Raw genomic sequence first — 24,626 nt, 5'->3', positions numbered from 1 at the left:
CTGGTGACCGCAGGCACGCCGCTGCTGCTGCCACCCGACCTGCGTGCGCGACTGCGTGCGCTGCGGCTGTGGCCACGCCTGGCCAGCGGCGCAAGCGGCATCGGCCAACATGCCAGCCGCAGCCGCGGCGCCGGCCTGGAGTTCGCCCAGTACCGCGCCTACGAGCCCGGTGACGAACTGCGCCAGATCGACTGGAAGCTGTATGCGCGCTCGGACCGCTTCTTCGTGCGCGAATCCGAGCGCGAAAGCCCGATCACCGTCTGGCTGCTGCTCGATGCCACGGCCTCGGCTGGCCAGTCCGACCGTACAGCGCCCGGACGCAGCCGCCTGGATCACATGCGGCAGCTGGCTGCCTGCGTGGTCGAGCTGGCGCTGCAGCAGGGTGATCGCTTCGGCCTGCTGGCGATCAACGGCGAAGGCCTGCAGCTGGTGCCGGCCGCGCATGGCGCGCGCCAGCGCGACCGCGTGCATCTGCAGCTGCATGCCCTGCAGGCGCGCGGCGCATGGCCGGCCGCAGAGCGGCTGCGACCGCTGTGGGAGCGCGTGCGCCCCGGCGATCTGCTGCTGGCCATCGGCGATGGCTTCGACGACGCGGGCATCGTGCTGCTGGAGCAGTTGGCCAGCGCCCGCCGCGAGGTGATGCTGCTGCAGGTGCTGACGGCCGACGAGCGCGATTTCCCCTTCGACGCAGGCCATCGTTTCCGCGATCCGGAAACGGGCGATGAACTTCTCGGCGATGGCGCTGCGATCCGCGCCGACTACCTGCAGCGCTTCACCCAGGCGCGCGCCGCGCTGCAGTCGCGCCTGCAGGCCAGTGGCATCGCCTGCGCGACCGGTTGGCTGGATCAGCCGCTGGACCAGCCGCTGCAGGCGCTGTTCGGCCGCAGGGGCGGCGCATGAGCCTGCTGTTCCCGCTGGGCCTGGCCGCGCTGGCCGCATGGCTGCTGCCACTGCTGATCCACCTCGCCCGCCGTCATCCCTACACGCCGCTGGATTTCGCTGCGCTGCGCTGGCTGCGCGCCCAGGTGCGACCGCGCCAGCGCATCCGCTTCGATGATTGGCCGCTGTTGCTGGTGCGCCTGCTGTTGCTGGCCGCACTGGCCCTGCTGCTGGCGCGCCCGGCGCTGACCGGTCCTGCGCCCGTGCCGGCAGCGTGGACGGTGGTGGCACCGGGCCTGGACGCGACCGCGCTGCGCGGCAGCACCGATGCGCGCAACTGGCATTGGCTGGCGCCGGGCTTTCCCACCATCGACCAGCCCGCGCCGGCAGACACTGCTGCCCTGCCCAGCCTGCTGCGCGAGCTGGACGCGCAGTTGCCGGCCGGCACCGCGCTGACCGTACACGTACCCGACCCCTTGCCCGGCCTTGACGGTGCCCGCCTGCAGCTGTCGCGCGAGGTGCAGTGGCAGCCACACGCGCTGGCCATCACCGCGCCGCCACACGCTTCCCCGGCACCACGCCTGCGTACGCGCAGCGATGCACCGGCCGCTGCGCTGCAATGGCTGGGCGCGTTGCAGCACGCGTGGGGCACGCAACCATTGGCGGCCCCCCTGGCCGACGACGCCTTGCCTGCCCGCGGCGAGATCGGCGTATGGACCGCCACCGATGCGCTGCCTGGCACCTGGCAGCGCTGGCTGCGGCAGGGCGGCACGGTGCTGACCGCTGCGAAACCGCCAGCGGGTGCACCCGTACTGCTGCGCGATGCAGACAATGCACCGCTGCTGTGGCAGCAGCGCATCGGCCAGGGCCGCCTGCTGCATCTGCCCGGCGAATGGAACGTGGCCCGCAACAGTGCACTGCGCGATGACGGCCTGCCGCGCGACCTGCTGCAGGCCCTGCAACCGCCATCAACGCCGCGGCTGGGAGATGCGCAGGACCAGGCACCACGCCAGGCGCCCCTGCCTGCCGCAACGCCGCCCGTGCGCGAACCCACCGCCTGGCTGCTGCTGGTGATCGTGCTGCTGTTCGCGCTTGAGCGCTGGATGGCGAGCAGCGCGCGACGCAGGGCTGCACCATGAAGGCGCTGCAACAGGCATGGCAGCGCGCACGTCGGCGCCGCGCGGCGATCACCCTGCTGCTGGGCCTGCCGTGGGCGCTGGCGTCAGCGGCACTCGCGCTGCGCGTGTCCGGTTTCGATATCGCCTGCGTCGTGGCAACCGTGGCCCTGCTGATCATTGCGGCCGCAGCGACGATGCGCGCCCGGCAGCTGGACCGACGCTGGTTGCAGCGCAGGCTCGATGCCAGTGGCGCCAGCGAAGACAGCGCCGATCTGCTGTTTGCCGATGGCGCTGCGCTCAACCCACTGCAGCAGCGCCAGCGCACGCACGTGCTGGCTGCGCTTGAACACAACCTCCCCGAGCTGCGACCACGCTGGCCACGCAGGGCAGTGGCGCTGTGCTGGATTGGCGGCATCGCCGTCGCTGTGCTGGCACTGGGCTGGCCGCGCAGCGGCGCACCGCGCCCAACGGCGCCTGCCTCGCCGCAAAGCAGCGCCAAGGCCGGTCCATTGCGCCTGCAGTCCACTCGACTGCGCATCGACGCACCGGCCTACACCGGCCAACCCACGCGTACGCAGAACGCACTCGACGCCAAGGTCGCCGCCGACAGTCGCCTGTCCTGGTCACTGCGCTTCGACCGTGCACCCAGCAACGCCTGGCTGCAGTTCCACGACGGTCGACGCCTTCCGTTGCGCGAGCGCAATGGTGAATGGCAGGCGCAGGACGTAGCGCGTACCCCGGTGCTGTATCGCGTGGTCAGCGAACCGGCGCTGGCCGACACCCGCCTGCATCGGCTCGACGTGGTCGCCGACCGTGCGCCGACGGTGCGCGTGATCGAGCCTGGCACCAGCCTGGTGCTGGGCACCCCCGGGCAACGGCAGTGGACGCTGCGCTTCGAGGCCAGCGACGATCATGGCGTCTCCGCGCAGGCGACGCTGTCGATCACCATCACTCAGGGCAGCGGCGAGAACATCACCTTCGTACGCCGCAGCGTGACGCTCAGCGGCAGTGGCGAGGCGAAGGCACGGCGCTTTGCCCATACCCTTGATCTGGCCGCGCTGGGCGCACAGCCCGGCAACGATGTGATCGCCCAACTGGAAGTGCGCGACAACCACGCGCCGGCAGCACAGGTCGGCCGCAGCAGCAGCGTGATCCTGCGCCTGCCCAGCGCCGAGGCCGTGCTCGGTGCCGAACTGGAAGGCCGCATCAAGAAGACCCTGCCCGCGTACTTCCGCAGCCAGCGGCAGATCATCATCGACGCCGAGGCGTTGATCCGCGAACGCCGGAGCGTAGCCGCCGATACCTTCGTCAAGCGCAGCGATGCGATCGGCGTCGACCAGCGCATCCTGCGCCTGCGCTACGGCCAGTTCCTGGGCGAAGAAAGCGAGGGCGCACCGAAGCCACCGCCGACCAGCGACCTGCCCACCAGCGATACGCCGGCGGCAGACGCACACGATGACGATCATGAGCAAGGTCACGGCGCCGAGGCCGGCGCACACGACGAGCACGGCCACGACCACGGTGGCGCAGCCAGCGGCAATGACACGCCACCGGTGTTCGGCAGCGCCACCGACGTGCTGTCCGAGTACGGGCATACCCACGACCACGCCGAGGCGGCGACGCTGCTTGACCCGCAGACACGCGCCACCTTGAAGGCCGCGCTGGACCAGATGTGGTCGGCCGAAGGCGAGCTGCGCCAGGGCCGCCCCGAGCAGGCCCTGCCGTTTGCCTACAAGGCGCTGGCGTTCATCAAGCAGGTGCAGCAGGCCGAGCGCATCTATCTGGCGCGCGTCGGCCCGGAGCTGCCGCCGATCGACGAGAGCCGGCGCCTGAGCGGCGACCGTGCCGGGCTGGCCAGCGGCGACCTGCCGCTGACCGCGCGCACGCCGCCCGATCCGGCCGTCGTCGAGGCCTGGCAGCGATTGGGCGACGAGGACGGCACGCCCGATCTGGACATGCTGGCCACCTGGCAGCAGCGCAACAACGCGTTCCTGCCCGATGCACTGGACCTGGCCGCCGCCATCGAACAACTACGCATCGACCCCGGCTGCACCGAGTGCCGGCAGCGCCTGCGCGCGCAGCTGTGGCGCGCACTGCAGCGGCCACTGCCGCAGGTGATGCGACGCCGTGCGGCCGATGCCATGGGGCAGCGCTACCTCGACGCTCTGGAAGCACAGCCATGAGCACATCGCCATTGAACGTGTGGGTCGCAGTGGCGCTGGCGCTGATCGTGCTCGTCGCCAGTGCACGCCAGCTGCGTTCGCCCACGCAGAGGCGCGGCCGTCTTATCGCCGTGCTCACGCTGCAGGCGGCCGCCGCTGCGCTGCTGTACGTCTGCCTGCTGCCGCCCTCACAGCGCGCTTCCCTGGCCGGCCTGGTGGTGATCGGCGCCGGGGCCGACAGGACCGGTGCACTGCCCACCGGCAGCACCCGGGTGCTGCTGCCGGAAGCAACCGATATGGCCGGTGCAGCGCGCGTGCCGGACCTGGCCACCGCACTGCGCCGCTATCCGTCCTCCACAGTGACACTGATCGGTGCCGGCCTGGCCGCGCGTGACCGCGATGCCGCACTGCCCGCTGACACGCGCTGGCAGGCACCCCCTGCAGCCAACGGCTGGATCGCCCTGCAGCCGCCCGTGGACACCGCTCCCGGTGCGCGCTTCGACGTACACGCACAGGCACGCGGCGTAGACCGAGCGCAGGCCGAACTGCTGGACCCGGCCGGTGCGGTGGTCGATCGTGCAACGCTGGCAGAGGATGGCCGTGTACAGCTCAGCGGCATCGCCCGCGCCGAGGGCCGCAGCGTGTTCCAGCTGCGCCTGCTGGATGCGCAGGGCCATGTGGCCGACAGCGTGCCGGTGCCGCAGCAGACACTGGCCGCCGCTCCGCTGCGCGTGCTGGTGCGCTCGGCTGCCCCCGGCGCCGAACTGAAGTACCTGCGGCGCTGGGCCACCGATGCCGGCATCCGCGTACAGGTGCAGGCCGAGACCGGCGCAGGCCTCAGCCTGGGCGACGGCAACGTGGCGTTGGACGCCTCCACGCTGGCGCGCAGCGATCTGCTGCTGCTCGACGAACGCAGCCTGGCCGCGCTCGGTGCTGCTCAGCTGGCGGCCGTGCGCCAGGCCCTGCGCGATGGCCTGGGCCTGCTGGTGCGCAGTACCGGCGCGCCATCAGCCAGCGCACGGCAACGCCTGCGCGATCTCGGCCTGCCCGTGCAGGGCGATGCCGGCAGCCAGGTTGCGGCAATGCCCGGCGAGGGTGACGCAACGATGCTGCAGGCACGTCGCGGGCCGCTTGCCGCCGGCACTCTGCCCACCGCTGATGGCGAAGACGCCGACCGCGCGTCGCACGCCGCGGCGCTGCAGGCGCTGGAGTACCTGGCGCTGCAGGCAGCCGACAGCCGCCCCCTGCTGCAGGATCGCGACAGCAAGCCCATCGGTGGGTGGCGCGCCGTTGGCAAGGGACGCATCGGGCTGCTGCCGATCACTGACAGCTGGCGCTGGGTACTGGCCGGTCGCGAGGATCGCCACGGTGAGTTGTGGAGCACGGTGTTCACCTCCCTCGCTCGCGCGCAGCCCGGTACCGAAGGACCGTGGTCGCCACAGGCACTGGCCTGGGCCGGCGAGCGGCAGTCACTGTGCGGCGTGCAGGCACCGCTGCGGGCCTTCGACGGACGCGGCGATGGCGTGCCGCTGATCGTCGACAGCACCACCAGCACAGCACGATGCGCGGGCTGGTGGCCGCGCCAGGCCGGTTGGCAGCGCCTGCAGCACGGCGACCGCACGCAGTGGCGCTACGTGTTCGATCCGAAGCAGGCCCCTGCCCTGCACCGGCAGGCGATGATGGATGCCACCGCGCAGCGGCTGGCCACTGCGGCGCCGGCAACCGCGCAGGCGAGCCAGCGTGTACCAGGGCCGCGCTGGCCGTGGTGGTTGGCGTTCGTACTGTGCGCATCGCTGCTGTGGTGGCTGGAGCGCCGACGCTGATCCCGGGGTCGGATCCCTTTCGCCTGCGAAAGGGCTCTGACCCCACCGATTGAGTCGCGAACACCATCCACGCATGGCGTGGATCTACTGATGCCGTGCAGGGTAGATGCCCGCCTTGGTTGGCGCCGGGCCGTCCGCGCGTTTCATCCACGCAAGGCGTGGCTCTACTTGCGCCGATACACACCGTTGAAGCGCACGTTCATGCCGCCGCACTCGCTGTTGTCGGCCACGATCAGCACATCGCCCAGCAGCTGCGCGTGCACCGTGCAGGTGTCCTCCACGAAGTCGACCTGGGCACCACGCGGTACTGCCTGTGCGCTTACCGCGCCGATGTTCGGGCCGCCCGGGCGTTCTGCCGGTGTCGGGTTGGCCGAGGGCCAGTAGGCATCGCCTTCCACGTGCAGCTGGCCGTCACGCACGCGGATGCGCAGGCCGTTGTCACTGTCCTTCCAGTCTCCGGACCAGGCCTGCAGCGTCGGCGCGGGTACCGGCAACGCCTGCAGCTTGCTGCGATCCACCCAGCCTGCGCTGCCACCCACCTTGTTCGGGAAGAACGCGCAGCGGTAGCGACCAAGATCACGCCCGGTCACCACCGTGTCACCACTCACCACGTAGCTGCGCTGGCTGCAGGCGGGTTCGCCCTTGGCCGGGCAGCCGTCCATGTCGCCCAGCAGGTACAGGCGCGGCGTGCCCACCACCTTGGCCAGGGCAAAGCCCGATTGTTCCGAAGGGAACGCGCCATTGCGGCACGAACCGCCATCGGTCAGGTCGCTGGCGAACGCGGCAAGCGGGCTCAGCGTTGCAAGCAGGAACAGGGTACGCAGCAGCATCCAGGCAGCCTCGAAGGGAAGGCCCGCAGGATAACGCCTACTTCTCCGGCGGTGCGCCGCAACCATCCTGCTGGGCGCAGAACTGCAGCGCGCGCCGTTGCTGCTCGGCGCTCAGTTCCGGTGGCGGCCGGGCGATGGCCGACTGGATCTGGTCCGGGCCGCCAGTGATCTTGTTCAGGCCCTTGGCCGCAGCCATCACGCCCTTGACCACGCCCATCATGATGTAACCGCCGCCCATGCTGACCTGCTCGGGCGAGGGCGGCTCACTCCAGTCGCGGCTGAAGCGGTTGTTCTCCGCGCGCATCGGGTTCTTGAAGCGGTACAGGTCCAGCGGCTGGTCGTCTTCGGGCTTGAGCGCGCGCACTTCGCCCAGCGTGGTGACGGTGTCCTGCGGCAGGGTGCTGGAAACCGGCGTGGTTGCCACCGGTGCGTCTGCGGCGGCTGCAGGGGCAGGATCGGGCACTGCCACCGGCGCCTGCTGCGCCTGCGCGATGCCGGCCAGCAGCAGGCTGGCCAGAAGTGCTCCCTGCGTTGCGCGTTTTGCCACAGCCATCCGCCCTTGCCTGTTGCGTCCAAGTGTCGAGGATACGGATGCGGGCTTCAGATTTCGTTGGAAGCGCCGCCGGCGTTCAGCTTGTGCCCGTCCTCACGGTTCCGCGCAGCCGCCACGCACCTTGCAATGATTTGCATTGCGCACGCCGAAGCATGCCATGAGCCTGCAGGCCCCTCTGAGCACCTGCACGCCGATGAGCCTGCCACCGCCCCGCTGCTGCGATCACTCACGCCTGCTGGGATGCTGCTGATGTCGCCCGCTGCGACCCTCCTCCTGCTTGCGGTGCTGCTGGCGATGCTGGTGGCCTGCTACCTGCAGTGGGCGTCGGATGCACGCGATGCCCTGCACCTGCTGCGGCGCAATCCCCCCTCACGTCCGCTCACCGAAGATGAAGATGCTGCACTTGCCACGCTGCGTGCGCTCAGCGGGCGGACGCACGACACACAGGTGCGCGTGCTGTCGGGGGCTTTCAGCGGGCCGTCTGGCTTCGGCAACCGCCCCTTCCATTCGGCCTGGCTCGGTGACGTTGCCGTGCTGCTGCCATTCGATGCCTGGCAGCATGTTGCCGTAGACAATCACGCAGAGGTCGTCCTGGCTGGCGACGCCGCTCTGGTAGTCCGCTTGAATGGATTCCACATTGTCGGTGCCCGGCACCGGGTGGCTGCCGAGGAAGCCGAGCATGCGGCCGCCTTTGAGGGACCACTGCAACGCAAACGGCGCATCGTGCGGCCAATTGCTGCGTGCGCGGTCCACGGACAGCGGCTGGAGACGGCGGCCGAAGTGGCGATGCGCCGGGGTGATGGCGTTCGCTGGCCGGGCATTGTCATCGCGCTGCTTGCGCTGGCGGCGCTGCCCGCGCTGCAGATCGACGTCGCGCTGTGGTGGCGGCTGTTGCTGGGTCTTCCGCTGTGCGCCGTGGCCGGCACCGCCGTGTGGATGGCATGGCCACGCCAGCGTGGCCCAGGTGCGCCGCAACCGGTTCTGCAGCTCAGCGGCAGGCTCAACAAGCTCATGCTGCACCCACACCATCCGCCCTGCTGGCTACTGGGCAGCGACCACCGCGTGCAGCTGCCTGCGGAGTGGCTGGCGTCCAAGCGTTTCCGTAGTGGGCAGCACCTCACACTGGATATCCGCCAATGCGATGGCATGGTCCTGGGCGCGGGCCGGGAGTGGTCCCTGGCCGAGGACCGTGTCCGGTTTTCCTCCGCTGGGGCGACGTGGAGCCTGGCATGGCTGGGGTTGATGCTGTGCGTACTGCTGTTCGGCGGAATGTTCGTCGAACTGCCGGCGGGCATCTCCCGGCAGCACACCCGTGATGCGCTCAGGCTGATGCATGGAGTGTGGTGGCCGCTCACCGCCGCCACCGGGCTGTGGCATCTGGTGCAGGCCATCCATCGGTGGCGCCGGCACCTGCGGTGCCACGCACGGCGCAGCGCGGCACTGGCTGCACGCATGCCACCAACGCGCTGAATGGTTCACGCCGCCCGCTGCGGATGTCTCACATCGTGAGACCCATTTGTGGTGCCATGTGATCCCCTGAAAATCCACTTCCCATGGCCTACGAACTCGCCAAGCGCACCGCCGATGCGGAGCAGCAGCTCGCCACCCGTGATGGCCTGCCCGCACGCGATGGCGCACTGCTCAGTGCACGCCTGCAGCGCCGCTACCAGGATCGCATCACCGGCAGCTTCGCCATTCCCGGCCGCGAAGGCCGCTATGCGCCGATTCCCGATTCCGTGCCACCGGCGCTGGCCGCCGCGCTGAAGGCACGCGGCATCGAGCAGCTCTACAGTCACCAGGCCGAGGCATGGGAGGCCAGCCAGCGTGGCGACCACGTCGCCATCGTTACCCCCACCGCCAGCGGCAAGTCGCTGTGCTACACCCTGCCGGTGGTCAGCGCCGCCATGCAGGACAAGGCCAAGGCGCTGTACCTGTTCCCGACCAAGGCACTGGCCCAGGACCAGGTGGCCGAACTGCTGGAGCTCAACCGCGCCGGCGACCTCGGGGTGAAGGCCTTCACCTTCGACGGCGACACCCCGGGCGACGCGCGGCAGGCGATCCGCCTGCATGGCGACATCGTGGTCTCCAACCCGGACATGCTGCACCAGGCGATCCTGCCGCATCACACCAAGTGGGCGCAGTTCTTCGAGAACCTGCGCTACATCGTCATCGACGAAGTGCACACCTATCGCGGCGTGTTCGGCAGCCATGTCACCAACGTGCTGCGCCGGCTCAAGCGCATCTGCGCGTTCTACGGGGTGCAACCGCAGTTCATCCTGTGCTCGGCCACCATCGGCAACCCGCAGGCGCATGCCGAGGCGCTGATCGAAGCACCGGTCACCGCCATCACCGAATCCGGTGCACCCAGCGGGCCGAAGCAGGTGCTGCTGTGGAATCCGCCGGTGATCAACCCCGACCTGGGCCTGCGTGCCTCGGCGCGCTCGCAGAGCAACCGCATCGCCCGCATCGCGATCAAGTCCGGCCTGAAAACGCTGGTGTTCGCGCAGACCCGGCTGATGGTGGAGGTGCTGACCAAGTACCTGAAGGACATCTTCGACCACGACCCGCGCAAGCCACCACGCATCCGCGCCTACCGCGGCGGCTACCTGCCCACCGAGCGCCGCGAGACCGAGCGTGCGATGCGGGCGGGCAACATCGACGGTATCGTCAGCACCTCGGCGCTGGAACTGGGCGTGGATATCGGCAGCCTGGACGTGGTGATCCTCAACGGTTATCCCGGCAGCGTGGCTGCCACCTGGCAGCGCTTCGGCCGCGCCGGACGCCGCCAGCAGCCAGCACTCGGAGTGATGGTGGCCAGTTCGCAGCCGCTGGACCAGTACGTGGTGCGCCATCCGGACTTCTTCGCCGAGGCGTCGCCGGAACACGCACGCATCGCGCCCGACCAGCCGTTGATCCTGTTCGATCACATCCGCTGCGCGGCGTTCGAACTGCCGTTCCGGGTCGGCGATGGCTTCGGCCCGATCGATCCGGAGGTGTTCCTTGAAGCACTGGCCGAAACCGAAGTGATCCACCGCGAAGGCGAACGCTGGGAGTGGATCGCCGACAGCTATCCGGCCAACGCAGTCAGCCTGCGCGCCGTGGCCGATGGCAACTTCGTCGTGGTCGACCGCAGCGATGGCCGCCAGCAGATCATCGCCGAGGTGGACTACTCCGCTGCCGCGCTGACCCTGTACGAGGGCGCCATCCACATGGTGCAGTCCACGCCCTACCAGGTGGAAACGCTGGACTGGGAAGGCCGCAAGGCCTACGTCACCCGCACCCACGTGGACTACTACACCGACAGCATCGACTTCACCAAGCTCAAGGTGCTGGACCGTTTCGATGGCGGCGTGGCCGGCCGTGGTGATTCGCACCATGGCGAAGTGCACGTGGTGCGCCGCGTGGCCGGTTACAAGAAGATCCGCTACTACACCCACGAGAACATCGGCTACGGCCCGGTCAACCTGCCCGACCAGGAACTGCACACCACCGCGGTGTGGTGGCAGCTGCCGCAGGCGCTGCTGCTGCGCGCCTTCGCCAGCAAGCAGGATGCGCTGGATGGGTTCCTCGGCGCCGCCTATGCACTGCACATCGTAGCCACGGTGGCGGTGATGGCCGATGCGCGCGACCTGCAGAAGTCGGTGGGCAACGGCGATGGCACCTGGATCGCGATTGCCGACCAGAGCGGGCGCGGCCAGCTGCGGGGCAGCGATGGCGAGCCTGGCGCGGTGGAACTGCTGCAGGAATTCGTGCCGACCGTATACCTGTACGACAATTTCCCCGGTGGCGTCGGCCTGAGCGAGCCGCTGTGGCAGCGCCAGGCCGAGCTGGTGCAGCGCGCGCGCGAACTGGTACAGCGCTGCGACTGCAAGGCGGGTTGCCCGGCCTGCGTCGGTCCGGTGCTGGCCGCGCAGGAACAGGATGAAACCTCGCCACGTGCGCTGGCGCTGCGCGTGCTCGACCTGTTCGATGCGCAGGCCTGCCAGCAGGTGGCCGATGTGGTGGTGAGCACGCGCGACCCGATGGAGCTGATCGCCCCGTGAGCCTGAGCCTGGACAAGCTGCGCCTGCTGCGGAAGCAGGCGGGTGACCCGAAAGCAGCCACGCCTGCCGCGCCGGCGCAGCAGACGCCGCCGGCACGGGTGGCCGCCAACGATGCGCGGCAGCCACCGGCCGAGCGTTCGGTGTTTGCCTGGGTGGAACAGGAGATCCGCCACAAGCCGACCGGCACTGCCACCACCGCACCTGCGCCGCCAGCACTGCGACGGCCCGAGGTCGGCGGCCTGCATCGCCTGCTTGGCATGCGCTCGCGGGGTGGCCCCGCGCCGGTCCGCGCCAGCGCGCAGGACCGTCAGCTGCCCGGCAACGAGATCGCGCCCGGCTTGTTCCTGATCGAGTCACTGCTGCCGCAGCCGATTCCCGCCATGCCGCTGTCGCTGGCCTTCGCCAAGCGCGAGGGTGAGCACGTGGCTGCGCGTGACCTGCTGTTCTTCGATACCGAGACCACCGGCCTGGCCGGCGGCACCGGCACCCGCGCCTTCATGATCGGCGCGGCCGACTGGCATGTGTGCCCGCAGCATGGCGAAGGCCTGCGCATCCGCCAGCTGCTGATGTCGACGATGGCTGCCGAGGAAGCGATGCTGGCCGCCTTCGCCAGCTGGCTGCAGCCGCATACCGTGTTCTGCAGCTACAACGGCCGCAGCTACGACGCCCCACTGCTGAAGACGCGCTACCGGCTGGCCCGGCAGGCCGATCCCATCACCGCGCTGGACCACGTCGACCTGCTGTATCCCACCCGCCGCCGTTACCGCGGTACGTGGGAGAACTGCAAGCTGTCCACCATCGAGCGGCAACTGCTGCGCGTGGTGCGCGAAGATGACCTGCCCGGCTCGGAAGCCCCCGCCGCATGGCTGCGCTTCCTGCGCGGCGGCGATGCGCTGAATCTGCGCCGGGTGGCCGACCACAACCACCAGGACGTGGTGACCCTGGCGCTGCTGCTGCAGCGGTTGGTGCGGGAAGAGCAGCGCGAACGGGAGACCCTGGCGCTGGTAAGCGGATGAACGGAGAGGGCGGATCCAGGCCGCGTTGACATCACTGACACAGGGCTCGGCGACACTGCCGCTACTGAACACCACCCAGGAGTACTGCCATGCGTCGATCCCCCCTGTTGCTGCTTGCGGCCATCCTGCCGCTGGCCGCCTGCAGCCATGCCGGTGGCAACGCCTCTGCCGATGCCGGCAGCCTGCCGGCCAAGGTGTCCGATGGTCCGCAGGAGTGCCGCCCCGAGGCGCTGGACGCATTCACCGGCAAGACCGCCGACGAAGCGACGATCAAGAAGCTGGTGGCCGACAGTGGCGCGCGCAACGCACGCGTGGTCAAACCGGGGATGGCGGTGACCATGGACTTCCGCCAGGACCGGGTGACCGTGCAGGTGGACGCACAGAACCGTATCGAGCGCGCCAGCTGCGGTTGATGGGGTAGCGCCGGGCCATGCCCGGCGGATTCCATTCGCATACGCGCCGCTGCGCTCGCCGGGCATGGCCCGGCGCTACCGCTCTGTCAGAGCCGCTCGGCCTTGCCGCTGGCCAGGGCACGCGCGATGACCTGCTCTGCCTGCTTCGCTGCCTGTGCCTGCAGCCGTGCCTGACGCTCACCCAACGCGGCCTGTTGACTGCCCAGTGCCGCCTGCTGGCTTCCCAGCGCGGCCTGCTGGCTGGCGAGTCGGCTCATCTCGCGGCTACGCTCGGACTGCAGCGCCTGGTTGCGGGCAACCTGTGATGCGCGCTGTGCTTCAGCCGCGGCCTGGCGCGCAATCTTCGCATCGTCCACCGCGCCACGGGTGGCCCGCGCCGCTTCGGCTGCCGCTTCGCGATTGATGTCGCGATCGTTGATCGCACTGCGTGCAGCCCGTGCGGCTGCGAGGGCGATTTCACGCGCCTCTTCGCCCTGCAGCCTGCCCAGCTCGCCCTGCTCGCGGCCGAGCTGGCCCTGCTGACGACCCAGCACACTCTGCTGGCGCCCCAGTTCACTCTGCTGGCGGCTCAGGTCGACGGCGCCGGCATAGGCACGCTGCAACGACTGGATCAGCATCGGATCGCGCACGACGTAGCGCTTGTCGCCCTGGCGGAACCACAGGGCGGGGCCGTCACCAAGCCGGCTGCGCGCCTGCATCACATCGTCCATGCCGGCATTGGCGAACGCCTGGCCGTGATCAACGAGGACGAAGGCCTGCTGTGGCGGCGTACCCAGATCCAGCTGGCCATGGGTGACGATGGTGGTCTGCGAGTGCGCATGGGTGCCTGCGTCCTGCTCCTCGTCTTCATTGACGTCGGCAGGTTCCTCAGGCTCGGCGGGTTCTGCCGGCTCGGCCCAGTCGGCCGGCTCTGCCGGTACCGCTGCGGCAGGCGGCGCTGCCGGTGCCGGGGGTGCTGCGGGCGGCGGCGGCGGCGCGGGCACAGCGCGCGGCGGTGCCGGCGGTGCAGGCGGGACCGGCGCGGCCACCAGCCGCATCGGCGCCACGCCCACGGCCAACACAACCAGCGTCAAGCCGACGGCCAGCAGGCGTGGGCACGCCCGGTGCGATTGCAGCGACAGCAGGCGGCGCTTGAGGCTGGTGGTGCTGGGCGCTGCGCTGGCCACGCCGAGGTGTGGCTGCGGCGCCACACCCAGCTGCAGCAGCAACCGGCCATAGGCATGGCGGCTGGCACCGTGCTGGCCGACCACCGCCGCATCCACGGCTTCCTCGCGGGCCTGGGCGTATTCGCGCACGGCCAGGCGCAGCAGCGGATGGAAGAAGAACAGATGCTGGGCCAAGGCAGGCAGCAGCCCCCACTGCAGGTCACGACGCTGCAGGTGCTGCAGCTCGTGGGTCAGCGCCAGGTCCAGCGCATCGCCCTGCAGCGCGTTCATTCCCGCCGGCAGCAGCAGCACCGGACGGAACGGCCCGACCAGCTGCGGCGCGTCCACCTGGTCGCTCATCCACAGGCGCGGCGCGCGGCGCAGGCCGTGCGCATCCGAGGCCAGCTGCAGCGCCTGCACCAGCGCCTGGTCCTCGCACGGATACGACGACGCCAGCAGCGCGCGGCAACGGCGCCATTCGCCAAAGGTCCGCAACGCCATCAGCAGTACGCCGGACATCCACAGCGCGGCCAGTGCCAACGCCCACCAGGCCACCGGGGTGCTGCCGGCATCACCCATCGGCGTGTTCGCCAGCAGGTGCGCCGATGCCTCCGGTGCCATCGTATATATCGCGTCCGCCGCAAGATCCACGGTCGTCATTGCCATCGCATCGGGTGCGGGCAACCAGGCCAGCTGCAGCGGTTGGCTCCACAACAGGCCGACCACGGCCTGCAGCGATACCAGCCACCACAAGCGGCAGCGGGTGGCCGCCGACAGTGCCGGCAGCGCGCGGCACAGCAGGTACACCAGCGCCACCAGCAGCACGGTCTGCAGGCTGGTCCAACCCAGCCGTTCCAGCATCGGAATCAACATCGAGGTATCCATGGCTCAGTCCTCCTGGCGACGCGACTGCAGTTCGGCCACCAGCGCTTCCAGTTCGGCCAGTTCGTTGTCGCTGACCTTCTGCCGCTGCGACAGGTACGCCACGAATGGCGACACCGAGCCCTGCAGCGTGTTGTCGACGAACTGGGCAACGGCGCCCTGCAGCACGCTCTCCGGGCCACGGGTGGGCTGGTAACGGTAGACACCCTGCTGCTGCCTGCGCTGCAGGTAACCCTTGGCGCGCAGGCGCTCCATCATCGTCAACACCGTGGACCGGGCCAGTCCGCGCGGTTCGCCATAGCCGCTGGCGACCTCGCCGACGCTGGCCGGTGCCTGCTCATCCACATACTGCAGCAGGGCCAGTTCCTGGTCCCCGATGGTCTTGCCACGCATGACAACACTCCCTTGACTACACGTGTCGCTACTGTTGCCATGACGACACCTGTAGTCAACCCCCCGGAAGTCATGGGCCGACGAACGGTAGGGCGCGCGGCCGGCTTAAACCTTTCACGCCGGGCGCGCATCCGCCCCATGGCCTGTCGCCTGCGGCAGCCGTCATCGCCGCCGATCCTTACGCCCTCCGGGACCCCGCATGCCTCGCCAGACGCTACGAACCCTGCTCATGATCATCAGCCTGCTGCCCTTCGCCGCCGTCTCCGCGAACCAGGACCAGGCCAACGACCAGACCCGTCGTTTCATCCGCCAGACCATGCAGGAACAGCGCATCCCGGGCCTGCAGATCGCCGTGGTCAAGGATGGCCAGGTGGTGCTGTCGGAAACCTACGGACTGGCCAACGTCGAGAACGGTGTGGTCGCCACCCGCAGCACCCGGTTCCCGCTCAACTCGGCCACCAAATCCTTCACTGGGGTCGCGTTGGCGCAGCTTGCACAGGATGGGCGGCTGGATCTGGACGCATCCATCTCGCGCTATCTCGACGACCTGCCCGAAAGCTGGCGGGCAGTGCGGGTGCGCCAGTTGCTCGCCCACACCTCCGGCCTGCCCGACATCCTCGATGCAGAGGGATTGCTGGGCGGTGGCTCGGAACAGGATGCATGGCAGGCGGTCCGCGCGCTGCCGGCAGAGGCCAGGGCCGGCGAGCGCTTCCAGTACAACCAGACCAACTACCTGCTGCTGGCGCGGATCATCGCGCGGCAATCCGGCATGCCCTACGAACGCTTTCTGGCCACCGGCCAGTTCTCCACCGCGCGCATGGCACGCACCACCTTTGGCGACAGCTACGACCTGATCCCGGATGCGGCGACGATGTACAGCTACCTGCCACGCGCCACCGATGCAAAGGATGCGACGCCACGCCTGTCGCACTGGTTCTACGACATGCCGCCCAGCCTGTGGGCCGGGGGCGGCATCCTCACCACGGCCGATGACACCGCGCGCTGGTTGGCTGCATTGCAGGAGGGACGCCTGCTGGAGCAGCGCGCGGTGCAGCAGATGTGGACGGCCGAGCGCCTCAACGACGGCAGCGCCGGTGACTGGGCCGCAGGCTGGCCGGTGTTCAACACCGCACCCGACCTGCAGGTGGGTGGCATGGGCGGTGCGCGCTCGGCCTTCATCGTCTATCCCGAGCGCGACCTCGCCGTTGTCGTACTGACCAATCTGGTCGGTGCCAATCCGCAGCAGTTCATACCGCGCATCGCCGGCTTCTACACTGCCGCGCCCAAGGGTGTTGCTGCCGCGCGCTAGCCGCGCGGCCCGCCCATCACCGGCAGGATCACCCCGCTGATGTAGCTGGCGCAGGCCGGCGAGGCCAGGAACACATAGGCCGGCGACAGTTCTTCGGGCTGTGCCGGCCGGCCCATGTCACTGTCCTTGCCGAACTCGGCCACATCCTTCGCCTGCTTGTCGGCCGGGTTCAACGGCGTCCACACCGGGCCGGGCGCCACACAGTTGACCCGGATGCCACGCGGCAGCAACTGGCTGGCCAGCGCCTTGGTGAACGCATGGATCGCGCCCTTGGTGGCCGAGTAATCAATCAATGCCTTGCTGCCGAACAGACCGGTTTCCGAACCGGTGTTGATGATGCTGGCGCCCTCGCCCAGGTGTGGCAGCACTGCGCGCGCCATCTGGATGTAGCCGCCGATGTTGGTCTGCAGGGTTTCCTGCAGATGCGCATCTTCCAGGTCTTCCAGCCGTTCGCAGTGCAGCTGGAACGCCGCGTTGTTGACCAGGATGTCGATGCCGCCAAACGCCTTGGCCACCTGCTTGACGGCCTTGTTGCAGAAGCGGGGGTCGCGTACGTCGCCAGCGATCACCACGCAGCGACCGCCCTCTTTTTCCACATACTGGCGGGTCAACTCGGCGTCCTTGGCTTCGTCCAGATGCAGCACGGCAACGTCGGCGCCTTCGCGGGCGAACAGTACCGCCACCGCACGGCCGATGCCGGAATCACCACCGGTGACGATCGCCCGCATCCCTTGCAGCTTGCCGCTGCCAATGTAGTCCGGGGCCAGGAAGCGCGGGGCCAGTTCCAGTGCGTGCTCGTGGCCGGGCTTGGCCAGCTGCTGCGCCGGCATCTTCTCCGGCTGATGGCGCGGCCCGGCCTGGGTGGCGGTCTTCTTTTTTGCCGCCTTCTTCGCTACGCGTACATCCTTCGCTTTTTCCTGGTCCTGCAGGCGCCGCTGCCGTGCTGCAACACGCGCCGCGCGCGGATCGGAAGCGGCGGCCTTGCGGGTGGCGGTCTTCACCACGCGCGGGCGCTCGGACGTGGTGGCTTCGGCGGCGGCTGGCGCTGCCTGGGTGCCTTTGCGTACCTTCGGCGATGCCTTGCGGCGGGCGGGGGTCTTCTTGGTGGTGGCCATGCAGGTCTCCTCGGGAGGATGGGGGTTGCCGGCCAGCGGCCGGCACTACCGGGGCGCGTGCGCCGCAGTACCGGGGGCGGCGTGCGCCGCTCGTGCAGTGTCTCCACGCAGGCTGTTGGCGGCAGTGAGCGCATTGTGTCCATCGCGTGCACGGCATTCATTCCGCCACCACGCGTGTCGTCGCACCCTGCAGGCCACAACACGAGGAACGCCCCCCATGAAACATGCCATTGCCACCGCCGCCGTCTGCTTCGCCCTCGCCGCCTGCAGCAGCAGCCCCATCGCCCAGATCCAGCCCATCGATGGCGTGATTTCCGGCCAGTGCCATTCCGATATGGTGCGCGGCGCGGTGGGCCTGGCGGCATCGGATGCGACCGTCGAGCGCGCCCGCGTCGACAGCGACAGCCTGCACGTGCAGGTGCTGCGTCACGACGGTCCGCGTGTGCCGCCCGCCAGCGAAGGCGGTGAACGACTCACCATCGAGAAGGGCCGCACCAACAACATCACTGCCATCTACTGCGGCTGACCGTTACGACGCGCCGGCGCGCTTGGCCAGGCGGCGCGCACGGCGCAGGACCTTCAATGTCGCCTGCTCCCACTGCCGCGGGCCGCGCAGGCCCGCCAGTGCAGTCAGCTCGCCCCTTTCCCAACCGGCAAACACGCACGGATCGATGTAGGCCTTGCGGCATACCGCTGGCGTATTGCCCAGCCGCGCAGCCACTTGGCACACCACCTCGCGTTGCGCCTTGGCCAGCGCGCGCTGGCTGGCCGGTTCTGGCAGCCCGGTAGCGGCGAAGGTCTGCACGGCCGCCAGCGTTCCGCCCCAGGTACGGAAGTCCTTGGCGGTGAAGTCTTCGCCCATCACTTCGCGCAGATAATCGTTCACCGCCCCTGAATCCACCGGCTGCACGACACCCTCGTCGTCGCGGTACTGGAACAGCGCCTGCCCCGGCAGCTGCTGCACGCCGCGCACCAGAGCGCCGAGCTTGCGGTCGCCCACTGTCACCTCATGCAGTTGTCCTGATTTGCCCCGGAAACGCATCCGCACGCGGCCGCCGCGCAGCAGGTCCAGGTGCCGGTTGCGCAGGGTGGTCAGGCCGTAGGATTTGTTTTCCTTGGCATAGGTCTCGTTGCCCACCCGCACCAGCGTGTCGGCCAGCAGCGCCACCACCACCGCGAGTACCTTCTCACGAGGGAAGCCACTGCGCTTGAGGTCGCGGCTGAGCCGCCGGCGCAGGCTCGGCAACCCTTCCCCGAAGGCGATGGTGCGGTCGAACTTGCCCGCATCGCGAACGGCCGCCCAATCGGGGTGGTAGCGGTACTGCTTTCGCCCCCGTGCGTCGCGGCCGGTCGCCTGCAGATGGCCGTTGGCATGCGCGCAGATCCACACGGCGGTGTAGGCCGGGGGCACGGCCAGCGAACGGATGCGCTGCAGCGTGGCGGCATCGCGCACGGCGTGCCCATCGGCATCGCGATAGGAGAAGCCTTTACCGGCGCGGACGCGGCTGAAACCAGGCTGGGTGTCATCGACGTAGCGCAGGCCGGCGGCGCGCGCGGCGGTGCGTTCGGGTGAGGAGGTTGCTGGCATGCCTGCAGTCTGCCGATCGGCGCGGCGTGGCCACGTCAATAACGCAAGACAAACACGTGAGGGCGGGTTCGCCGCTATGCTCGGCCTTTCACCGTCCCTTCCATTCCGGAGTCATGATGTCGTTCCCGATCCGCGCCCGTTCCCTCTCCGCCCTGCTGCTGCCGGCCGTGCTGGCCCTGACCGCCTGCCAGGCGCCGTCGCTGGATGAGCAGGATTCGGCCACCGCCCACGCACAGCAGGCCGCCGAGGCCGCCAAGGCCCCGGCCGACGAAGCCGGCAAGGCCACCGAAGCACCGCCGGTCGGCAACTGTGACGCCAGCCAGGTGCAGAGCCTGGTCGGCCAGCCCTATACCGAGACGCTCGGCAAGCAGGCCCAGGAAGATGCCGCGGCCAAGCAGCTGCGCGTGCTGCACCCCAATGACGTCACCACGATGGAGTTCCTGGGCGACCGCCTGAACATCGAAGTGGACGCAAAGGACGTGGTCAGCGGCGTCCGCTGCGGCTGAGGAACCCCGCGCCGGCAAAGCATTTGCCGGCGCTTTGGTTGCGCCTGCAACCGTGTATTGCGGCGTTGCAGCAACCTGTGATCTAGTCGAGGCATCCGGTGGCCTCATGATGCGCTCCAGGAAGAGCACGGCGTGTGCGTCAGGGTGAGTGTGAAGACACTTGGCGTGCGGCCAGACAAGGCGCGCGCCGCCGCGCAGGCGAGTGCCTGCGCAAGGTGAGCAACGCCGTATGGGCGTGCGCCAAGCGGCTTCCCGACGGGCCGCGCCATGCGCGGCACACTCCACCATGACGTACAGGGCGTGCTCTACAGAGCGGGCAGGAGTGTCCCCGTTCATTTCAATCTGCATCGAGGTAGAGATGGCCCCCCGCAACCGCCAAGGGCTTTACGACCCGCGCTCCGAGCGCGATGCCTGTGGATTTGGCATGGTCGCCCAGCTCGACGACCAGCCTTCGCGCCTGCTGGTCGATACCGCCATCGCTGCGCTCTCGCGCATGACCCACCGTGGTGGTGTCGCTGCCGACGGCCTCACCGGTGACGGCTGCGGCCTGTTGCTGCGCCGCCCCGATGCCTTCCTGAAACTGCTGGCCAGCGAAGCCGGCATCGCCGTCGGCGCGCGCTTCACTGCGGGCCTGGTGTTCCTGCCGCACGATGCCGACGCCGCGCAGGCCTGCCGCGTACAGCTGCAGCAGCAGATCGAGGCGGTGGGCTGCAGGGTGGCCGGCTGGCGCGAAGTACCCACCGACGACAGCGTCTGCGGCCAACTGGCACGCGACACCCTGCCGCGCATCGAACAGGTGTTTGTCGATGCGGGCGTCGGCCAGGATGACGCCGGCTTCGGCCTGGCCCTGTTCCTGGCCCGACGCCGCAGCGAGCAGCTGCTGCGCGCGCATGCCGACTACTACGTCACCACGCTCAGCCCCAACGCCATCAGCTACAAGGGCATGGTGCTGCCGGACAAGCTCAGCCGCTTCTTCCCGGACCTGCAACGGCGCGAACTGGCCTCCAGCGCCATCGTGTTCCACCAGCGCTTCTCCACCAATACGCTGCCGCGCTGGCCGCTGGCGCACCCGTTCCGGATGCTCGCCCACAACGGCGAGATCAACACCATCGAAGGCAACCGGCGCTGGGCGCAGGCGCGCAGCAAGGTGTGGAAGACGCCCCGTTTCGACATCGGCGAGTTCGATCCGGTCATCTCCATGCACGGCTCCGATTCGCAGAGCCTGGACAACATGCTGGAACTGATGGTGTCCGCCGGCATGGAGCTGATCCAGGCGCTGCGCATCCTGGTACCGCCGGCAACGCAGTCGCTGGAGTTCAAGGACCCGGACCTGGCCGCGTTCTACGAGTTCCACGGCCTCAACAGCGAACCCTGGGACGGCCCGGCCGGCATCGTCGCCTGCGACAGCCGCTACGCGGTGTGCACCCTCGACCGCAACGGCCTGCGCCCGGCGCGCTGGATGCTGACCGCTGATCGCCACTTCCTGGTCGCCTCTGAAGCAGGCGTCTGGGAAGTACCGACCGAGCGCGTGGTGCGCAAGGGCAAGCTCGGCCCGGGCGAGATGATCGCCATCGACCTCAAGCGCGGTGACCTGCTCGATTCGGAGGCCATCGACCGCATCAACCGCGGCCGTGCACCGTACAAGCAGTGGCTGCAGCAGGGCGTCACCTACCTGCAGACCGAACTGATCGATCCGTCGCTGGTGGAAGAGCCATTCGACGAAGGCACGCTGCGCAGTTACCACAAGCTGTACCAGCTCAGCAGCGAGGAAGTGGAACAGGTGCTGCGGCCGCTGGCCGAGACCGAGCAGGAAGCCACCGGCTCGATGGGCGATGACACGCCGATGGCCGTGCTCAGCCAGCGCAGCCGTCCGCTGTACGACTACTTCCGCCAGGCCTTCGCGCAGGTCACCAACCCGCCGATCGACCCGCTGCGCGAAGACTGCGCGATGTCGCTGTCCACCCAGCTCGGCAAGGAGACCAACATCTTCCATGCCGGCCCGGAGACGGTGAACCACGTCATCCTCAACTCGCCGGTGCTGAGCCAGCGCAAGCTGCGCCAGCTGCTGAAGATGGACCAGTACGTGCAGGCCAACCGCCTGCTCGACCTGTCCTACAGCGAAGAGGAAGGCCTGCGTGCCGGCATCGAACGCATCTGCGTCGAAGCCGAACAGGCTGCGCGCGACGGCATGGTGATGCTGCTGCTGTCCGACCGCTACCCGGTGGCCGGGCGGCCGATGGTGCATGCGCTGCTGGCCACCAGCGCCATCCACCACCACCTGTCACGGCTGGGCCTGCGCTGCGACGTCAACCTGATCGTCGAGACCGGCACCGCGCGCGACGCGCATCACATGGCCTGCCTGCTCGGCTTCGGTGCCACGGCGGTGTACCCGTACCTGGCCTACCAGACCCTGTTCGACCTGGGTCGTCGCGGCATCCTCAAGCTCAGCAAGGGCGGCGAGCAGTCGCAGATCGGCCGCCGCTACCGCAAGGGCATCTACAAGGGCCTGTCCAAGATCATCTCGAAGATGGGCATCTGTACCGTGGCCAGCTACCGCGGTGCGCAGCTGTTCGAGATCATCGGCCTGGAGCCTGAGGTCGTGGAGCTGTGCTTCCCCGATACCGCTTCGCGCATCGGTGGCGCCGGCTTCGCGCGGCTGGATACCGACGCGCGTGAACTATGCGCGCAGGCCTGGGACGCCCAGCAGGGCGTGGATGTCGGCGGCCTGCTGAAGTACGTGCACGGCGGCGAGTACCACATGTACAACCCGGACGTGGTGACCACCCTGCAGCGCGCAGCGCGCAGCGGTGACCCGCGTGCGTGGCAGCAGTACTGCGATGCCGTGCATGCGCGCCCGCCGTCGGCGCTGCGCGATCTGCTGCAGCTGGTGCCGGCGGCAACGCCGACACCGCTGGACGAAGTGGCACCGGCCAGCGATCTGTTCCCGCGTTTCGATACCGCCGCGATCAGCCTCGGTGCGCTCTCGCCCGAGGCGCATGAAGCGCTGGCCATTGCGATGAACCGCCTCGGCGGCCGCAGCAATTCCGGCGAAGGTGGCGAAGACCCGGCGCGCTATGGCACCGACAAGCGGAGCAAGATCAAGCAGGTGGCCTCGGGCCGCTTCGGCGTCACCGCCGAATACCTGGTCAACGCCGAAGTGCTGCAGATCAAGGTCGCCCAGGGCGCAAAGCCCGGCGAGGGCGGCCAGCTGCCCGGGCACAAGGTCAATGAACTGATCGCACGCCTGCGCTATGCCAGGCCGGGCATCGGCCTGATCTCGCCGCCGCCGCACCACGACATCTACTCCATCGAAGACCTGGCGCAGCTGATCTACGACCTCAAGCAGGTCAACCCGACCGCGCTGGTGTCGGTGAAGCTGGTCAGCCATGCCGGCGTCGGCACGATCGCGGCGGGCGTGGTCAAGGCCGGTGCTGACCTGATCACCATTTCCGGCCACGACGGCGGTACGGGTGCTTCGCCGGTCAGCTCGATCCGCTACGCCGGCGTGCCGTGGGAACTGGGCATCGCCGAGGCGCACCAAGCGCTGGTGGCCAACGACCTGCGCGGGCGCACCCTGCTGCAGACCGATGGCGGCCTGAAGACCGGCCTGGACGTGGTCAAGGCTGCGCTGCTGGGCGCGGACAGCTTCGGCTTCGGCACCGCGCCGATGATCGTGCTGGGCTGCAAGTACCTGCGCATCTGCCACCTCAACAACTGCGCCACCGGCGTGGCCACCCAGGACGAACGCCTGCGCGAGAACCACTTCACCGGCCAACCCGAGCGCGTGGAGAACTTCTTCCGCCTGCTGGCCGAGGAAGTACGCGGCTGGCTGTCGGTGCTGGGCGCACGTTCGCTGCAGGAAATCGTCGGCCGCACCGACCTGCTGCGCCAGCTTGAGGTCTCGCCGCGCGAAGACGTGCGCGTGGACCTGTCGCGGCTGCTGGCCGACGCCAGTTACCCGGGCAGCCACTGCGCCGCACAGCGCCTGTATGAATCTCCGGACAGCCTGGCCACGCAGATGGACGGCCTGCTGGCCGAGGCCATCGAACACAAGCGCGGTGGCGAGCATCGCTTCCTGATCCACAACACCGACCGCAGCATCGGCACCCGCCTGGCCGGCGCCGTCGCACGCACGCACGGCAACCAGGGCATGGCCGAATCGCCGCTGGAACTGCGCTTCCGTGGCAGCGCCGGACAGAGCTTCGGCGCCTTCAACGTCGGCGGCCTGCACCTGGAAGTGGAGGGTGAAGCCAACGACTACGTCGGCAAGGGCATGGCCGGCGGCCGCCTGGTGGTGCGTCCGCCGCGTGGCGCACGCTTCGAGGCACGCAGCACCGCCATCATCGGCAACACCTGTCTGTACGGCGCAACCGGTGGCGAGCTGTTCGCCGCTGGCCGTGCCGGTGAACGATTCGCCGTGCGCAACTCCGGCGCACTGGCTGTAGTGGAAGGCGCAGGCGATCACTGCTGCGAGTACATGACCGACGGCGTGGTGCTGGTGCTGGGCAAAGTCGGCCTCAACTTCGGTGCCGGCTTCACCGGTGGCCTGGCCTACGTGCTGGACGTGGACCGCGATTTCGTCGACCGCTACAACCACGAGCTGATCGACATCCATCGCGTCTCCGCCGAAGGGTTCGAGAACTACCGCCAGCACCTGCACCGCCTGATCGGCCGTCATCGCGAACTGACCGGCAGCATCTGGGCGCAGCAGATCATGGACGAGTTCCGCGATTACATCGGCAAGTTCTGGCTGGTCAAACCCAAGGCCGCCAGCATCGAGTCGCTGACCGAAACCCTTCGCCGCGCGGCGTGACACACCGCACGTGACGGATGCGCCGCATGCACTGGGCG

18 protein-coding genes are annotated in these 24,626 nt (G+C 69.1%); 12 read left to right on the top strand and 6 right to left on the bottom strand.

Going from position 1 to position 24,626, the window contains the following annotated elements; genetic code table 11:
• Window positions 1-3: 3 nt before the first annotated feature.
• Genes AC1DKR_RS07005 through AC1DKR_RS06990 form a run of 4 tightly spaced genes read left to right on the top strand, consistent with a single transcriptional unit; the run spans window position 4 to window position 5,982 of the window.
• The gene (locus tag AC1DKR_RS07005; protein ID WP_428704903.1) at window positions 4-900 is read left to right on the top strand and encodes a DUF58 domain-containing protein; all 897 of its coding nucleotides are present in this window, start codon (window positions 4-6) and stop codon (window positions 898-900) included.
• Window positions 897-2,018 (top strand): BatA domain-containing protein, encoded by a 1,122-nt coding sequence (locus tag AC1DKR_RS07000; RefSeq protein WP_478031983.1) that lies wholly within the window; start codon window positions 897-899, stop codon window positions 2,016-2,018. Before AC1DKR_RS07005 ends, AC1DKR_RS07000 begins: the two co-directional genes overlap by 4 nt.
• Entirely contained in the window at window positions 2,015-4,180 is a 2,166-nt protein-coding gene (locus tag AC1DKR_RS06995) for a hypothetical protein (protein ID WP_428704901.1), read from the top strand. Before AC1DKR_RS07000 ends, AC1DKR_RS06995 begins: the two co-directional genes overlap by 4 nt.
• Window positions 4,177-5,982, top strand: a complete 1,806-nt coding sequence (locus AC1DKR_RS06990) for a hypothetical protein (protein WP_478031981.1) — start codon at window positions 4,177-4,179, stop codon at window positions 5,980-5,982. The genes AC1DKR_RS06995 and AC1DKR_RS06990 overlap by 4 nt, the downstream gene beginning before the upstream one ends.
• 164 nt (window positions 5,983-6,146) lie before the next feature.
• On the opposite strand, the gene AC1DKR_RS06985 is transcribed toward AC1DKR_RS06990, so the two are convergent.
• On the bottom strand, window positions 6,147-6,812 hold the full coding sequence (locus AC1DKR_RS06985) for a hypothetical protein (protein ID WP_312787229.1): 666 nt from the start codon (window positions 6,810-6,812) through the stop codon (window positions 6,147-6,149).
• Between the two features lie 37 nt (window positions 6,813-6,849).
• Window positions 6,850-7,365 (bottom strand): hypothetical protein, encoded by a 516-nt coding sequence (locus tag AC1DKR_RS06980; RefSeq protein ID WP_363734200.1) that lies wholly within the window; start codon window positions 7,363-7,365, stop codon window positions 6,850-6,852.
• Between the two features lie 249 nt (window positions 7,366-7,614).
• On the opposite strand from AC1DKR_RS06980, the gene AC1DKR_RS06975 reads away from it, so the two are divergent.
• From AC1DKR_RS06975 to AC1DKR_RS06960, 4 genes are all read left to right on the top strand, one after another.
• Complete coding sequence (locus AC1DKR_RS06975; RefSeq protein WP_363734199.1) at window positions 7,615-8,835, top strand: hypothetical protein; 1,221 nt, start codon at window positions 7,615-7,617, stop codon at window positions 8,833-8,835.
• Window positions 8,836-8,918: 83 nt separating this feature from the next.
• Entirely contained in the window at window positions 8,919-11,408 is a 2,490-nt protein-coding gene (locus AC1DKR_RS06970) for a DEAD/DEAH box helicase (RefSeq protein WP_099786314.1), read from the top strand.
• Window positions 11,405-12,424: a ribonuclease H-like domain-containing protein gene (locus AC1DKR_RS06965; protein ID WP_363734197.1), complete on the top strand. Its 1,020-nt coding sequence runs from the start codon at window positions 11,405-11,407 to the stop codon at window positions 12,422-12,424. Before AC1DKR_RS06970 ends, AC1DKR_RS06965 begins: the two co-directional genes overlap by 4 nt.
• An 89-nt stretch (window positions 12,425-12,513) precedes the next feature.
• A complete protein-coding gene (locus tag AC1DKR_RS06960) occupies window positions 12,514-12,837 on the top strand; it encodes an I78 family peptidase inhibitor (RefSeq protein WP_025876032.1) in 324 nt (107 codons plus the stop codon).
• An 86-nt stretch (window positions 12,838-12,923) separates the two neighbouring features.
• On the opposite strand, the gene AC1DKR_RS06955 is transcribed toward AC1DKR_RS06960, so the two are convergent.
• Both AC1DKR_RS06955 and AC1DKR_RS06950 read right to left on the bottom strand, forming a co-directional pair.
• Window positions 12,924-14,867, bottom strand: a complete 1,944-nt coding sequence (locus tag AC1DKR_RS06955; RefSeq protein WP_478031975.1) for a M56 family metallopeptidase — start codon at window positions 14,865-14,867, stop codon at window positions 12,924-12,926.
• A 3-nt stretch (window positions 14,868-14,870) separates the two neighbouring features.
• Window positions 14,871-15,257: a BlaI/MecI/CopY family transcriptional regulator gene (locus AC1DKR_RS06950; protein WP_025876036.1), complete on the bottom strand. Its 387-nt coding sequence runs from the start codon at window positions 15,255-15,257 to the stop codon at window positions 14,871-14,873.
• A 229-nt stretch (window positions 15,258-15,486) separates the two neighbouring features.
• Between AC1DKR_RS06950 and AC1DKR_RS06945 the strand changes: the two genes are divergently transcribed.
• Window positions 15,487-16,566 (top strand): serine hydrolase domain-containing protein, encoded by a 1,080-nt coding sequence (locus AC1DKR_RS06945; protein ID WP_478031972.1) that lies wholly within the window; start codon window positions 15,487-15,489, stop codon window positions 16,564-16,566.
• Here AC1DKR_RS06945 and AC1DKR_RS06940 read toward each other — a convergent pair.
• Entirely contained in the window at window positions 16,563-17,681 is a 1,119-nt protein-coding gene (locus AC1DKR_RS06940) for an SDR family oxidoreductase (protein WP_478031970.1), read from the bottom strand. The two genes, AC1DKR_RS06945 and AC1DKR_RS06940, sit on opposite strands and share 4 nt — an antisense overlap.
• Window positions 17,682-17,898: 217 nt before the next feature.
• Here AC1DKR_RS06940 and AC1DKR_RS06935 point away from each other — a divergent pair, with 217 nt between their 5' ends.
• Entirely contained in the window at window positions 17,899-18,207 is a 309-nt protein-coding gene (locus tag AC1DKR_RS06935; protein WP_478031967.1) for a hypothetical protein, read from the top strand.
• 3 nt (window positions 18,208-18,210) lie between these two features.
• On the opposite strand, the gene AC1DKR_RS06930 is transcribed toward AC1DKR_RS06935, so the two are convergent.
• Window positions 18,211-19,269: a DNA topoisomerase IB gene (locus tag AC1DKR_RS06930; protein ID WP_363734190.1), complete on the bottom strand. Its 1,059-nt coding sequence runs from the start codon at window positions 19,267-19,269 to the stop codon at window positions 18,211-18,213.
• Window positions 19,270-19,385: 116 nt separating this feature from the next.
• Between AC1DKR_RS06930 and AC1DKR_RS06925 the strand changes: the two genes are divergently transcribed.
• Together AC1DKR_RS06925 and gltB are read left to right on the top strand one after the other, a co-directional pair.
• The gene (locus tag AC1DKR_RS06925) at window positions 19,386-19,775 is read left to right on the top strand and encodes an I78 family peptidase inhibitor (RefSeq protein ID WP_223497403.1); all 390 of its coding nucleotides are present in this window, start codon (window positions 19,386-19,388) and stop codon (window positions 19,773-19,775) included.
• A 358-nt stretch (window positions 19,776-20,133) separates the two neighbouring features.
• On the top strand, window positions 20,134-24,588 hold the full coding sequence (gene gltB / locus AC1DKR_RS06920) for a glutamate synthase large subunit (RefSeq protein WP_442243942.1): 4,455 nt from the start codon (window positions 20,134-20,136) through the stop codon (window positions 24,586-24,588).
• Window positions 24,589-24,626: the final 38 nt, after the last annotated feature.

It is taken from the genome of Stenotrophomonas sp. 01N47 (genome assembly GCF_056399165.1).
This window is presented reverse-complemented; position numbering and strand designations above follow the sequence as displayed.